14 protein-coding genes and 1 pseudogene are annotated in these 14,597 nt (G+C 36.3%); 3 read left to right on the top strand and 12 right to left on the bottom strand.

The window, feature by feature from the left end:
- Nucleotides 1-83: 83 nt before the first annotated feature.
- A pseudogene (locus tag BW986_RS05955) lies at nucleotides 84-314 on the top strand (3-hydroxyisobutyrate dehydrogenase); the annotation flags it as partial.
- A 461-nt stretch (nucleotides 315-775) separates the two neighbouring features.
- Here the strand turns inward: BW986_RS05955 and BW986_RS05950 are convergent.
- On the bottom strand, nucleotides 776-1,630 hold the full coding sequence (locus BW986_RS05950; protein WP_076365960.1) for a helix-turn-helix transcriptional regulator: 855 nt from the start codon (nucleotides 1,628-1,630) through the stop codon (nucleotides 776-778).
- Between the two features lie 120 nt (nucleotides 1,631-1,750).
- Here BW986_RS05950 and fabF point away from each other — a divergent pair, with 120 nt between their 5' ends.
- Entirely contained in the window at nucleotides 1,751-2,986 is a 1,236-nt protein-coding gene (gene fabF, locus BW986_RS05945; RefSeq protein WP_076365958.1) for a beta-ketoacyl-ACP synthase II, read from the top strand.
- A gap of 349 nt (nucleotides 2,987-3,335) precedes the next feature.
- On the opposite strand, the gene BW986_RS05940 is transcribed toward fabF, so the two are convergent.
- From BW986_RS05940 to BW986_RS05890, 11 genes are all read right to left on the bottom strand, one after another.
- Nucleotides 3,336-3,563: a hypothetical protein gene (locus BW986_RS05940; RefSeq protein WP_076365956.1), complete on the bottom strand. Its 228-nt coding sequence runs from the start codon at nucleotides 3,561-3,563 to the stop codon at nucleotides 3,336-3,338.
- Between the two features lie 530 nt (nucleotides 3,564-4,093).
- Nucleotides 4,094-5,170 (bottom strand): ABC transporter ATP-binding protein, encoded by a 1,077-nt coding sequence (locus BW986_RS05935; protein WP_260320740.1) that lies wholly within the window; start codon nucleotides 5,168-5,170, stop codon nucleotides 4,094-4,096.
- Nucleotides 5,171-5,189: 19 nt separating this feature from the next.
- On the bottom strand, nucleotides 5,190-6,272 hold the full coding sequence (locus BW986_RS05930; protein ID WP_076365952.1) for an ABC transporter substrate-binding protein: 1,083 nt from the start codon (nucleotides 6,270-6,272) through the stop codon (nucleotides 5,190-5,192).
- A 23-nt stretch (nucleotides 6,273-6,295) separates the two neighbouring features.
- A complete protein-coding gene (locus tag BW986_RS05925) occupies nucleotides 6,296-7,084 on the bottom strand; it encodes an ABC transporter permease (protein WP_076365950.1) in 789 nt (262 codons plus the stop codon).
- Nucleotides 7,081-7,923 carry an ABC transporter permease gene (locus tag BW986_RS05920; protein WP_076365948.1) on the bottom strand — a complete coding sequence of 281 codons (843 nt, stop codon included), beginning with the start codon at nucleotides 7,921-7,923 and terminating at the stop codon, nucleotides 7,081-7,083. The genes BW986_RS05925 and BW986_RS05920 overlap by 4 nt, the downstream gene beginning before the upstream one ends.
- A gap of 12 nt (nucleotides 7,924-7,935) precedes the next feature.
- Nucleotides 7,936-9,105 (bottom strand): M28 family metallopeptidase, encoded by a 1,170-nt coding sequence (locus BW986_RS05915; protein ID WP_179086008.1) that lies wholly within the window; start codon nucleotides 9,103-9,105, stop codon nucleotides 7,936-7,938.
- A gap of 28 nt (nucleotides 9,106-9,133) precedes the next feature.
- On the bottom strand, nucleotides 9,134-9,829 hold the full coding sequence (locus BW986_RS05910) for a GntR family transcriptional regulator (RefSeq protein ID WP_076365944.1): 696 nt from the start codon (nucleotides 9,827-9,829) through the stop codon (nucleotides 9,134-9,136).
- Nucleotides 9,830-10,250: 421 nt separating this feature from the next.
- Nucleotides 10,251-11,189 (bottom strand): sporulation protein, encoded by a 939-nt coding sequence (locus BW986_RS05905; protein ID WP_076365942.1) that lies wholly within the window; start codon nucleotides 11,187-11,189, stop codon nucleotides 10,251-10,253.
- Between the two features lie 417 nt (nucleotides 11,190-11,606).
- Entirely contained in the window at nucleotides 11,607-12,035 is a 429-nt protein-coding gene (locus BW986_RS05900) for a MarR family winged helix-turn-helix transcriptional regulator (RefSeq protein ID WP_076365940.1), read from the bottom strand.
- A 247-nt stretch (nucleotides 12,036-12,282) separates the two neighbouring features.
- Complete coding sequence (locus BW986_RS05895; RefSeq protein WP_076366351.1) at nucleotides 12,283-12,912, bottom strand: fumarylacetoacetate hydrolase family protein; 630 nt, start codon at nucleotides 12,910-12,912, stop codon at nucleotides 12,283-12,285.
- 394 nt (nucleotides 12,913-13,306) lie between these two features.
- Nucleotides 13,307-13,717, bottom strand: a complete 411-nt coding sequence (locus tag BW986_RS05890; RefSeq protein WP_076365938.1) for an Lrp/AsnC family transcriptional regulator — start codon at nucleotides 13,715-13,717, stop codon at nucleotides 13,307-13,309.
- Nucleotides 13,718-13,834: 117 nt separating this feature from the next.
- Between BW986_RS05890 and BW986_RS05885 the strand changes: the two genes are divergently transcribed.
- On the top strand, nucleotides 13,835-14,596 hold the full coding sequence (locus BW986_RS05885) for an MBL fold metallo-hydrolase (protein ID WP_076365936.1): 762 nt from the start codon (nucleotides 13,835-13,837) through the stop codon (nucleotides 14,594-14,596).
- Nucleotide 14,597 lies beyond the last annotated feature (1 nt).

Here is a 14,597-nt window from a genome sequence, read left to right as displayed (position 1 = left end):
ACAAAATTGTCACTCTACACCTAGAGAAGATCCCCCTTAGTTCCATAAAAAAGACTGCCGCATCAACCCTAGTTTTTGAAGTAAACCAGCTAGGCTTCGACACATTAGATAGTGGTCCTTTAAGTGATTCGTGGAGACAACAGCCAGGAACTCCTGCATACTGCACAGAACTAACAAAAGCATTGGAAAAAGCATATAAAGAAAAAGCCCCATTCCTACGGGATAAGGTAATAGAGAAGTTATCAGCTTATAACCTCAACCCCCTCTCAAGTAAAGATATTGTGAATATGAACAGAGAAATATATAATTCATAAAACAAAAAGGTGCACTCAGTTTAAAGTGTACCTTTTCGCATATCCATATATCCCCATGAAGTTGTGGAAAAATATGTTTGCCTCTTTCCTTTTTGCCGCCAAACAATCCAGAATATTATTGGTAATTCTGAGAGATTACAAAAGCCCTTCCAGTCCGATCTCAATTTTTTTCAAAACAGAATCTAAGTATGATTATGTTTTAAATCCCTCTTCTACTAACCTCCCTCTATAAACATTGATGTATCAACGAGGAAAATGAAGCGGAAGATTTAAACAGAGTATTGAAAAATTCCGGTTTTTATTACCAAATTTAAATTATCCCGGAAAAGCATGAAATGACTGCTTTACTTCGGCGAAGATAGGGGATTTCAAGCTGGATGATAAAACTTGTCCTAAAGATTAATAGGCAAAAAGGGCTTTACTAATTGTTGATCAGTTTGGGTAAGGTGTGAATATGCAATTTATGAACTTTCAATGGATATTTTTTTCATTAATCGTTTTAATTTATCTTCTGTAGCCGTTCCCTCTACTGGTGTATAGATACTGCACCTTAAGTCCATGTCCCCCTGGACTTGGAGAGACGTTAAATTGAACAGCATCTTTCCGGCTTTGGCATGTCTAAATTCAATCATCATTTCTGGAGCTTTGCTCACTTGACTTTCTTGCCATAAAGATTGAAATTCCGGGTGAGAATCACTCATTTCTTTAATAAAAAGGTTATACCATTCATCCCCTAAGTAGTGACCATAATAGGCACGAAAAATGGAAAGAAATCCTTTAACAAAATGCTCCCAATTCACAGCTAATGATTTTAATTCTTTTCTTGTAAATACTAGTTGGATCAAATTTCGTTGGTCATCCGGGAGTTGTTCAAAATCTAAAAATACATGAGCGGCAGCATCGTTCCAGCCTACAATATGACAATGTCGATCTGTAATGATAGTAGGGCAATACGTTAACTCAGCTAAAATTCTTTCCAAAGAAGGACTAAGTTTTGGCTGATCCTTCTTTCGATGAATAATGGATGATTTCACTTCTAAAGCTAAATCATATAGATACTCCCGTTCATCATTATTTAATTGCAGAGCTGTAGATATGCAATCCAATACGCTTGTGGAGACCTTTATATCCCGACCTTGCTCTAGCCACGTATACCAAGTAGTACTGACTCCCGCCAACTGTGCAACTTCTTCTCTTCGTAAGCCAGGTGTTCTTCTCCGAGTACCAGCAGGTATACCTATAGATTCAGGCTTAATTTGGGATCGCTTCGTTTTCAAAAATGAAGACAAAGCTTCAAGTCTGGTTTTATCATTCATTTCTAAATCCTCCATCATAACATTTAACCGGGTAGTTATTATACCAGGATAAACGCTTACTTGTAATAGGATAACCTCGAAGTATAATACAAGTATACTATTCATTTGGAGTGATGAAAAATGGAAAGAGTCGTTATTACAGGAATGGGAGTAATCTCTCCTATTGGAAACAACGTAGAAAAATTTTGGAGGAATCTGACTGAAGGGAAGTCTGGCATTTCCTCTATTGATACATTTGACGTAAGCAATCATAAAGCAAAAATTGCAGGAATTATTCGTGATTTTAATGCAGATGATATCTTAGGAAAAAATGAAGCGCGACGTCTAGATCGTTTTACTCAATTTGCTTTGGCTGCTGCTGAACAAGCTTGGACTGATTCTTATTTAGATATTGATGATATCAATCTGGAAAGACTTGGCGTATATGTTGGTTCGGGGATAGGAGGAATTGAGACATTGATTGATAATGTGGATACTCTTCGAGAAAAAGGTCCAAGAAGAGTCAGTCCAACCCTGGTACCAGCCATGATTTCAAATGCTGCCGCGGCTCAAATTAGTATTAAGTGGAATGCAATGGGACCTACTATGTCACCTGTTTCTGCTTGTGCGATCGGTAATACAGCTATTGGTGAAGCATTCAGACTTATTCGCTTTGGAGAAGCTGATGCCGTTTTTGCAGGAGGAGCAGAGGCAGCTATAACAGATTTATCTTTAGCTAGTTTTGGTAATGCTACAGCATTATCAACGAGAAATGATAATCCAACTAAAGCTAGCCGTCCTTTTGATGTAAATCGAGATGGATTTGTCATGTCAGAAGGAGCAGGAATTTTAATCTTGGAATCTTTGTCTCACGCTTTGCGTAGAGACGCAAAAATTTATGCTGAAGTCATTGGGTATGGTGCAAGTTCTGATGCCTATCATATGGTCGCTACACACCCAGAAGGTAAAGGAGCCTATCTTGCAATGAAAATGGCTTTGAAAAACGCAAAGATTTCTCCTGAAGAGATTGATGTTATTAGCGCTCATGCAACAAGTACAGAAGTTGGAGATCGTTCTGAGACACTGGCAATTAAAAAACTATTTGAATCAAAAGCTTATCAAATCCCAATAACAGCTAATAAATCCATGCTTGGTCACATGTTAGGAGCAGCTGGAGGCGTGGAAGCAATTGCTTTGGCAAAAAGTTTAAAGGAAGGAATTATTCCTCCGACGATCAACTTAGAAAAGCCTGACTCATTATGTGATTTAGATTATGTACCGGGAATTGCCCGAAAAGTGGAAATAAATACTGGACTATCCAATTCATTTGGTTTTGGAGGTCATAATGCAGCAATCGTTTTAAAAAAATATGAGTGAAATGACTTTCGCATCTTATTTCTAAAATTAAAGATCCTCAAGAGAAATTTTAGTTAGTTACCTTAATGGGTCACTTCGAAAAAGCCCTTTTTTCTTAAGGGCTTTTCTTATGTTCATAAAGCCCTCTTTTTCAAATACCTATTAGCTACATCGACTAATTTAGATAACAAAACAGTTAAGATTCCTTGCCCACGATAGTTTTCAGAAGTAAACATATATATGCCTTATCACTCTTATTGGTATTGCACACAAGCATAATTCTTCATTATCTTTTATCATCAATATTAAACAAGGTCTAAATTTTTCTTTGATTAAGAAAATGACCATAAAAAAGATCTAGTACAAATGACTAGATTATCTTTTTAATATCTTCCCTTATTGATTCAATGATAGTACCTGATAAATTTGCTGGAAGAGATGAACCATCCTCAAAAACCCATGTATTAATTATTTCAAGATCTTCTTTTTTAAAAGTGATGCTATAATCTTTATCATTGTGAGTAAAATCAGCTGTAACCGATTCTTCACCATTAAACTCGTCATCAATAATCATATTTTTTATTTCATATGGCTTCACGATGTAATCTCCTTTTTATCATTCTTGTATATAGAATGGGCTTTATATGATTGTTTATTCATTTTTTTCACGCCAATTTAAAAACCGAAGGGTCATTTTAGAGATGAAAGCATTAAAACAATTCAGAAATCAAAAGGTGCAGGTATAGTTGGGCATTCCTATTTTCTCTCCTTCGGTTCTTCATTATTCAAATAATAATAATTCCCCCAAAAGATTATGTATAACCCCCCCCCCCTAATGTTTTGATTGACTTTATATAGTAAACTCAATGATTAATTAAGGATGAATTAGGTTACCCACATGTTTTTTCTTTTCTAGACTCTTATTATCTACATAAAATTTTTAGCTTCTTGATCATCTTCACCTAATCCGTTTATCACAATCGGTTAGATATGACTTCGTTTTAACTGAACTGTTCCGGGAACGCATGTAATGAATGCTAAATTTCGGTAAAGAGTTTGCGCAGCTGTCCAGTTACTTGAATGAAAAAAAGCTCTGTAAAGTTACCTTTAACAGAGCTTTCCAACATATTATAGTATTTTCACCAAGTCTTTCCTAGCACTTAAGCAAATACTCTCACCTAGATGATCCATTTGCTCCTCATCAGATAGGTTAACAACAATCTCCTGAGAGCCTGATACACACTCGACCACTCTTTTTGAACCAACAAAATGGACTTTTTTTAATTTAGCCTCAAACGTAATTCGATTAGGCTGAAAACGACTTTGGGTAATGTTTAAGTGTTCTGGTCTTATTACAAGCTTTTTACCTGAATTCTTAACTTGCGAAAACTCTTTTAATAGATTTTCTCTATTCTGGCTTTCTAATAATTCCACATCTATTACATTGGTTTCCCCAATAAAGTCGGCAACAAAAAGAGTTTTTGGATTGTTATAGATTTGCTGAGGCGTGTCAATTTGTTCGATTCTGCCTTGGTTCATAACAGCAATTCGATCAGACATGATTAATGCTTCTTCTTGATCATGAGTGACATATATGAACGTGATTTCGAATTGTTCATGAAGTTTTTTTAATTCAAACTGCATCTTTTTTCTTAGCTTTAAATCTAGTGCTCCTAGTGGTTCATCCAGAAGGAGCACTCTTGGCTTGTTGACCAGAGCTCTTGCAAGTGCAACCCTTTGCTGCTGCCCACCTGAAAGCTGCCTTGGATATTTATCCTTGTGTTGCTGCAACCCCATAATTTCGACAATTTCGGTTGTATCCCTTGCAATTTGCGCCTTGGATATTTTTTTTTGCTTTAATCCAAAAGCAATATTATTGTAAATGCTTAAATGAGGAAACAAAGCATAGTTTTGAAAGACCGTATTAACCGGACGCTGGTTGGGTGGCAAATTCCCGGCTTCTTTTCCATCGATCTTTATACTGCCTTGATTTGGAAGCTCAAAACCGCCAATCATTCTAAGCGTAGTGGTTTTCCCACATCCGCTTGGCCCCAGAAGCGAGAGGAACTCACCCTCCTTTATATTAATGGAAATGTTCTCTACAGCTATCGCTTGGCTATATTTCTTAGTAATACTATTTAACTCAATAATGCTGACTTTTTCATCGGCTACATGTGCTATATTGTTTTCTACAATCGGAACCACTGACATGATTGAAACCTCCTTAATTTCCGATTTCCCTGTTCCATAACTCGGTCCACTCATCTCGATGCTGGTTTATGAGATTATAATCAGGCATGTTCATATCCTTTAAGGTGCCGTTTTTGCCATATGGCATCCTTTCAAGCGTTTTTTCATCTAATTCTACATCCTTATGAACTGGTGCCAAATATAAATCACTTGCAATGCCTTCCTGAGCAATCTTAGTAGTAGCATAGTTTAAGAAAGAATAAACCTGCTCAGACTTTTTCGAGCCTTTCACAACATGCCAAAAGCTACCTGCACCTAAAACGCCTTCTTTCGGTACAACAAATTCAATCGGTTGACCCTGGTCTTGCATTACATATGTAGGTCCTCCGTAGTGGGCTCCAACTGATGCTTCCCCGCTTTGATATAGATTAGTGGCTGTTCCAGAACCATCGAAATATGCTACTACTTCTAATTCCTTCATTTTCCGAAACCCTTTTTCCACTTTCCCTTTTGCTTCTCTTTCAAGCTCAGAAACTTGTACCAATAAAGGAAGCCCTCCGGTAGTAGCAGGTGTTGGGACCGTTATTTTTCCTTTATACTCTTCCTTCCAAAGATCTTTCCACGACCTTGGTGGGTTTTTAATTACGTCCTTGTTATATACAATCCCTAGTCCCCAATACCCTAGTGCCACTCCATATACTTCTTCACCATTACCTTGATATGCTTCTGGCAGAAGGGCAGCGTTTTCTTTGAGTTTACTAATATCAATATTTTCAACAATTCCTTTTTCGTGGGCTAGTTCAGAAATCCCAGAATCCATTAAGGCTAAATCAATGGTAGGCGCCCCGTTTTCCTGTAATAGACGGGAAAAAGTTGCCGTTGAATTGCCTTCAATGATTTTCACCTTGATACCAGTCTCCTTTTCAAAAGGTTGAATGATATTCTTCTTAATAGTTTCACCCCAATCACCACCGAAAATGGCAATGGATATTTCTTGTTCTTGTACATCTGAATTGGCTTCTGTCGCCCCACTTTTTGGTTGAATGGGCTTTCCACAACCGGTAGCAGCTACTAAAATAATTGCCAACAAAATGGTATAAACACTTAACTTCTTCATAGAACATCCCCTAGTCTCATGTTTTATTTTGAAGCAACATTCTCAATGCCTACTAACATATCAATGACAAGAATTAAGAAAAATGCAATATAAATCGTCACGGCTGAGACAGCAGCTATCATTGGATCGATGTTGTACTGAACATAATTAAACATTTTAACCGGAAGTGCCATCTGATCAGCAGAGGTCAAGAAAATCGTAACTTCAACATTTACCCACGAAACCGCAAAGGAAAAGAGTGTTCCTGCGATAATGCTAGACTTCATCTGTGGCAATGTAATGATGAAAAAGGTTTTCAATGCACCCGCACCTAAATCCCTTCCTGCTTCTTCAATATATGGGCTTATCCCCAGAAAGCTATTAACACACGTCCGAACTACATAAGGCAATGTAATGATGATATGACCTAACACTAGGGTTAAAAAATTCTGTGGGCTATTAGTAAAGTAGTAAAAAAACTGAAGCAGTGCCAAGCCTAAGAAGATTTGAGGGAGCAAGAGAGGGGATGAGATAAGACTCATCACAATCCCCTTGCCTTTAAAATGACTCCTTGCCAAACCATATGAGGCTGGAATACCAATTAGTATCGCACCTAGAGTAGCAAATCCCGATAGTTTAAAACTATATATGAAGGACTCTACGTACGATATATCCTCAAAAAGCTTTTGATACCATTTCAAAGTAAACCCTTGTCCAGGAAAACTTAAATAATTTAGTTCGGTAAACGAAACATTAATCAAAACCAATAATGGGAAGGCCAGAAATAAAAGCAGGAAGCCACCTATTGTCCACATAACCACTTTTGAGATCAACGTCTTCCCTCCTCTATCCAGTCAGACCTTAATAAATAATGGTTCAATCCAATAATCAAAAAGCTAAAAATTAACACGGCAAAAGCTATCGCAGAACCGAACTGATAGTTGAATACCTGCATCATCTGTTCATAGATAACGGTCGCTATCAATTGAATCCTTCCACCGGAAAGCATAGCAGGCGTTACATACGCACTAATAGCCAAAGAAAAAACCATCACACTGCCTGCCAATATTCCTGGGACTGTTAATGGAAGCGTTACCTTTAAAAAGGTTTGTAAACGACCTAAACCTAAATCTGACGCAGCCTCTTCCAGCCTGCTGTCTATATTCTCCAAAACCGTTGTAATGGATAAAATCATAAAGGGAGCCAATATATATACCAAACCTATTATTATACCAGTCTCATTATACAGAAGTCTTAGAGGCTGGGAGATGATACCCGAGCCTAATAGAGTTTTGTTGATAAATCCGTTATTCCCTAAAATGACCATCCATCCAAATGACCTTACGACAGCACTAGTAAATAATGGTGATATGATCACGATATAGGCAATACGCTTAATTTTCTTACTCTTGATATACTTGGTAATGAAGTAAGCGATAAAATAACCGACCAACAAGGTGATAAACGTAGCTATTAAGGAGATTTTTATTGATCGTATGGTAATAGATAAATAGTGTTGATCCTTAAAATATAAAAGATAATGCTGAAACGTCATTCTTCCGCTTTCATCCAATATAGAATTATTTAGCACAACAATTAAAGGAATAACAAAAAGTCCTAATAAGATCAATACGGATGGAGCCAATAGGAAAAAAACAGTTTTTTTGGACATAGGAATTCTCCTTTACTCTATTCGATTGAGTAAGTTGAAAACAGTCTCGATAATAAGCTCCACTTTGTCATATTCGATTTTTTCCATAGTATCTGTCGGACGATGATAGTCCGGCAATCTCCAGAACATAAGGAGCGCCGTTGGAATCCCTTCTAAATGGAACATCCATTCATCTGCTCCCGCTTTAGGAGTATCAACATCAACTTCGAAGTCATCTCTATCATAAGCTCCAGCTGCTCTGAAACTTTCTTTTACCTTTTGGCGGAAGTCTTCCGGCCCTACCCAGGACCATATTTTATCTCCAGCACTAATTTGGTCAAGATTGATAACTGCTGCTACTTCATTAAGTGTTCCTTTTTCTTTTAAATCATTTACATAATAATCGGCTCCTATGAATCCAACTTCTTCATTGGAAAATGCTATGACATCTACATCAAAAGGAAAATCATGATTTTCGGCTTTAAGTCTTCTGGCAACTTCAACGATTCCTGCTATACCTGAACCATTATCATAGGCTCCAGGAGTATTTAACGTAGTATCAGAGTGACCACAAACAATTACTTTTTTCTTTTCGTCTGTATTTTTCGATTTATATGGATGACTAATGATGTTTGCCGATTTACATTCCTTTATTTTTCCCTCTACCTTAACAAATACCTCAATGTCATGATTTTCATTTAATAACTCCTGTACATGAAGATGATCTTCATAACTCATCACTACAGCAGGAATTGGGAATTTTGCTCTTGGATTCAATAATGCAATCGGGTCACCGCCGCTATTTACAACAACCTGGGCCAGTATTTCCCCTTCAGCACCTAAGACATTGTAACAAGGCATATCATAAACGCCCGGAATCAAGCCTTTTATTCCATGATATGTAAGCTTCCCTTTAATTCCTGTACATGGAGTAGATCCAGAGAAAAGGAGATATGCCGTTTTTAACACTTTAGAAATTGGAGACAGGATTTCTAGCTCAGGTGTTCCCTCAGGCTCCCACCCCACAAAAGGATACACTTGCTTTTCAGTTTCCACTCCTAATTCGCTAAGTCTTCGGTGAATATAATCTGTACCCTTCCACTCACCTTCTGTTCCGGCGAATCGTTGCCCGACTTCTTCACTCAAAACTCGAATCGTTTCTTTGATTTCCTCACGGATACTTTTCGTTTTCATATTGCTCATTACAATCAATCCCCCTGTTCTGAATACATCATTTTTCCAAACCAATTTGTTCGGAAGGCATATCATCCAATACCACTTTTTCATAATCTGTAATTCCGCTCAGATGTTTGATAAATACTTTTTCTACTCTGTCTTCGTCACGGCTACATAAAGCTTCATAGATTTCAGAATGCTCTTTGATGGATCTTTCAACAAGGTGGGGTCTACTTAAAAAGGAATATCTAAAATGAACAATATAATCATGTAGGTTCTCTAGCATATTAATTAGTCTGTTTAACCCAGAAGTTTTAATGATTTCCGCATGAAATAAATCATGAACCTTCATAAGGTCTTCAATTCTACCTTGTTGATAATACATTTCTGACTGTTCTAGATAACTTTTTAATTTCAATAGCTGTTCATCGGTGATTTTGGACGCGGCAACTCTAGCAGCAGTAGGCTCTAATAACGAACGAATGAGGATAATTTCATTGATGGCTTCAAAGGTTATGCCTTTCACAACACAGTGTTTTCTGGGGAGAATTTCTACTAAACCTTCTTGTTCTAATCTTTGTACTGCTTCTCTAACAGGAGTTCTACTTACTCCCATTTCTTTGGCTAGATTCATTTCAACCAATCGCTCTCCATTTTTCAACTCACCATTGATTATCTTTAATCTAAGTTGATCAAAAACTTCTGAAGCAATTGAAACAGATTTAATTTTATTTAACTTCATTGCATCCATTTCCCCTCCTTTTGTATATTAAACTCATTATATGACATATTGTATACAATGCACAATATATTTATTTTAAAATTCTGAATATTTATATATTTTTTTTAGTTTCCAAGAATACTCGTGTCACTACACACTTTTTACATTGAAATACCGGTAAAAAATCATCAAATGAAGAAGCTTTTACTATAGGAGTATTAATAGGTAAAAAAGCTACGGATTAGGGGAAAATCGGAGCATATGCAAAAGAAAGCAAGTTGCACTGTTGGATGTCCTCTTCCTGGTTTTTTCTTATAAACCAAACAACAATAAAACAAGCGTTACTTACTGATCAAAGTAAGTAACGCTTGTTCTCCAATCCTTACCCAAGTAATGATTAGTGGGTACTTTTTCTTTTCTACGTTTACACAGGAACTATCTAATGGCTTAATTAGGATTCCCCATCATCAAAAAATGAATCAAATCCCCCATCAAAATCCTCTAGTGCTTCTTCAAACACTTCCTCAATATCAAAACCTTCCATCATCTCAGTAAATAGCATCGTCCCTAAAACACCCACTGCTAATCCACCAACCATTCCAGGTATAGCGTTTCCCATTTGGGAAGCGCGACCATGATGCTGGTTTGCGGAATAAGAGAAAGGCTGTGTAAAAGCATAAGGCTGATCAATAGCTTCCGATATATATTTTCCTAGTAGTTTTTCAAGTCCGGCTTCACGCTCAAGAACATTTTGATTTAAATGAAACTCACGTTTTGCTTCAATTTCCTTGTATCCGTTTTTACAGTCAACTTCCATCCAGACCCGGATACCTGATTCTTCATTGGCAAATCGCATTTCAACTTCATTTACTTGTCCCATGAATTGTTGAGTGGGAAAAAAAGCAAATTCCTGTCCATATTGGTCGAGTTTACCCGAGTCGGCTGTCTCGCGAAAACCTAATTCAGCCATTGCATTAAAAATGGCTTGGATAGAATTCTGGGGTTGGATGACTAGCCGATCTACATCTTTGCGGTCAACCCCACCCTCAATATCAAGATGTGTATCCAGATAGTATGAGACAGTTCCCCTAGAAATAGGTATATTCGTAGGCAGGACGTAATGAAAAGGAATGACCTTACGTTCTTTGGGGTGAATACAATCTCGATTAACTAATGGTATATGGGCAATTTCCTTAGAAACGCTTCCTTGTTTTAATACCACATTCATCATAAGCCGGACAGTCAATTGATTAATTTTCTGTTCCACCTCACCACCTTGAATGACAACTTCCCCTTGAATGCTTTCTCCCGCTTGATAATTACGATTACCACATTGTAAATCTACAGTAGCGGCTCCTTTTCCTAAACTTGCTAAAATCTTTTTGAACATGCTTCCTCTTCCCTTCGAAATTATCTCAAACCGTCTTAAGAATATGTAAATAAAAAGTCGCGTAATAAGAAATGACAAGAAATCTATTCGCATTTCATGAAATTTCTAAATTACTCTTGATAGTAATACGTCGAAAAATGAAAATAGTTTCAAAAGAATTTACTGCAGTAGGTGATTTCATATGATAAAGGAGTAGGTAAAACAAACCCACTCCCTTAAATGCATGCGCTTACATTTATTTTTGCATTGACACTTCTCTTTTTGTCAACATTTCCGTTCAAAATAAAAACGAAAGGCAACATTAAGATTTAAATAATTTCAGTTCATTTAAATCTTACTGGGCAAAGGAATATTCCTATCTAAGATATGTAGAAATAACCGACTTCACTTAGTACTTAAAGGAAGTAAGAAACCATATTATAATTTCTTGATTAAGGATTGTAACTCATCTTGAAGGTTTCCTTTTGAAAAAGCAGAGTGAAGAATTTCATGAACAGTATTTAAGGAAATTTGTAGTTTTTCTTCACCTAATCTAGTTAAACGTGTGTAAATACCTCGTCGATCATCTTCGCATATTTGCCTTTGTAATACGCCGCAGCTTTTTGCTTCCAGTCTGACTACCAGCCTAGATATAGCACTCTGACTTAATCCTACCATCTCTTGTAATTGTTGCAGCCTCAATTGTTTTTCACTTGTTTTGGATAAAAAGTAAAGAACGTAAAACTCTTTTAACGAAAGGTTATGATTTTTTTGCAAGGCACTTTCCAGCTCATTCGTAATGCTCATTTGAATATTAGTAAGAGATAGCCAATTATCTAAATACTTCTTTTCTTGGTTGTTTTTCATGCACATTCCACCCTGTTCTATCCTTTATAATTAAAATTGATTATCTTCATTCAATTAAATAGTTCTAATTCATTAAAAGTTAATTTTCCAAAGCCGAAATTTAATGATCTAACTTTTTGAAAAAGTACGGGCCATATTGGCAGTCTTTATGTTGTTAAATTGTTCTCTTCATTTTAGACGAGTTTCTTCTTTTTGTCTAAGTTTGAATTATTCCATAAAAAAAACAGTCAAAATGACTGCTCTTTTTTCATGAATTCAGTGTAACTGAACAAGATCCAATTTCATTTCCACCCCAGTTTAGTGAAAGCTTGTCTTGGTCTGTAAGAGGGCCTACACCACTTGGAGTACCTGTAAAAATAATATCTCCTTTCCCAAGACCAAAATGCTCTTCTGTAAATTCTATAATCGTTTGCAAATCAAAAAGTAAGTCTTTAATATTTCCGACTTGTACACGCTCTCCATTTTTTAACAGGGAAAAATCCATTTGTTCACATGCTTCGACACCTGGAAACGGAATGAAATCACTAACAACAGCTGAATTTTTGAATCCTTTAGCCAAAAGCCAAGGGTGCTGTTTTTGTTTTAACTGTGATTGAACATCTCTAAGCGTTAAATCCAACCCAATGGCCATGCTATCTACTATTTCGTCTACTTTCATTCCTAATTCGAACTGTTTTGCGATATGTATGACAAGTTCAGTTTCAAAATGAACGGAACCCTGATTACTCGGCAACGTGACCGACTGACCATTTGCTTCCACAAGAGAATGAGTTGGTTTTGAAAATAAAAAAGGGGAAGTTGGTATTTCATTATTCAACTCTTTTGCATGCAAGGCATAGTTTCGACCTACACAATAGATATTTTTAATGTCTTTCATCATAAAGCTCACTCTTTTCTTTTTTGAAATAAATATGTAAATGATAGTAAAGTAATTGGAAATTCCCTACATATGACAATTGTTAATAGAGAGCCAAATTACCAGAAAAAAAAGCCATCCGATTTAAGTATATTTTATATTTTTCTGACTTTATATACAACCGTTAAACCTATCATAATGAATCCAAATTGATTAATTTTCATGTTAGTAAAATGAAGTGGCACTGGATTTTTTCAAAATGGATAGCGTCCTTTGGAGGAACAAATCCAGATATGGTGCTTTCCCTTCTTTCTCCTTTATAAAGCTTTTAAACTTTGTTTTCATAAAACACACAAAACACCGACCTATTATTCGGTCAGTGTTCAAAATCATTGTTTAAGTTTTAATTTATACGCTATTTTTTAATAACAATCGATAATTTATAGTTCGCATGCTTGTTTAAGTCTTCCAAAAACTCATCTAAAACTTCGTTAGAAGGGAATTTACATTCGAGAAGATAACAACCTTCTCCACTGATTTTATAGTTATGTATGATGTATTGTTCCTGTGTTTTTATAAATGTCAAATATGGTTGATGATAAGTGCTTTGTATAAAGATTGTAATAAAAGCATGTATAAAACATCCTAATTTTACTGTATTAACTTGAATGGTATACCCCTCAATCACTCCATTATCCTCTAATTTGGCAACTCTAGCTGCAGCTGCTTGACCAGTCAAATGGACTTTCTCCCCCAATTCTTTCATCGTGATTCGACTGTTTTTGGATAGTTCATGCAAGATACCCGCATCCGTATTATCTAACATTTATTCAAATCCTTTCAATTATCAAGTCAAATGGCCAAAAGACTTGATTTTATCTATGTAATTGGTAATTGGCCATAGTATAAACTATATGCAGATCAAAGAAAAGGAGAGATAAAGATGAATATTAAACAAATTAGAAATGCCACACTCGTTGTCGAATACGCAGGCAAAAAGTTTTTAATAGATCCGATGTTAGCTGAGAAAGGTGCGTACCCACCCTTCCCAAATTCATTAAGACAAGATCAATTTAATCCATTAGTTGATTTACCAACATCCATTGAAAATATCATTCATGATATAGATGCTGTCATTGTCACTCACCTTCATCTAGACCACTTTGATGATGTGGCCAAAGATGTCTTGCCGAAAGATATCAAAATGTTTGTTCAAAACGAGGAAGATGCTACAGAAGTTAGAAACACTGGTTTCCAAAATGTAGAGGTTTTACAAGAAGATACAGTCTTTGAGGGTATCCAATTAATCAAAACAAAAGGCGAGCACGGAAGAGGAGAAATATTAAAACTTGCTGGTATAGTATGTGGCGTTGTCTTCAAACACTCAAAAGAAAAAACGTTATATGTAGCTGGAGATACAGTATGGTATGACGCAGTCCAAGAAGTGATCGATACAAATAAACCAGAAATCATTGCTGTAAATGGTGGAAATAATCAATTCTTTGAAGGCGGTTCTCTCATCATGGGGAAAGAGGATATCTTTGAAGTGAACAAGGCTGCCCCTAACTCCCAAATTATAGTGAGTCACATGGAAGCTGTCAATCACTGGACATTATCAAAAGCAGAATTAAAAAGCTTTCTTGATGAAAAGGGAATTTCATCCACTGTTTTTGTACCGGATGATGGAGAATCATACACATTTTAAC

It is taken from the genome of Peribacillus simplex (assembly GCF_900156045.1).
Taxonomy (GTDB): domain Bacteria; phylum Bacillota; class Bacilli; order Bacillales; family DSM-1321; genus Peribacillus; species Peribacillus simplex_D.
The sequence above is the reverse complement of the archived record's forward strand: the minus strand, read 5'-3'. Positions and strand labels throughout refer to the sequence as shown.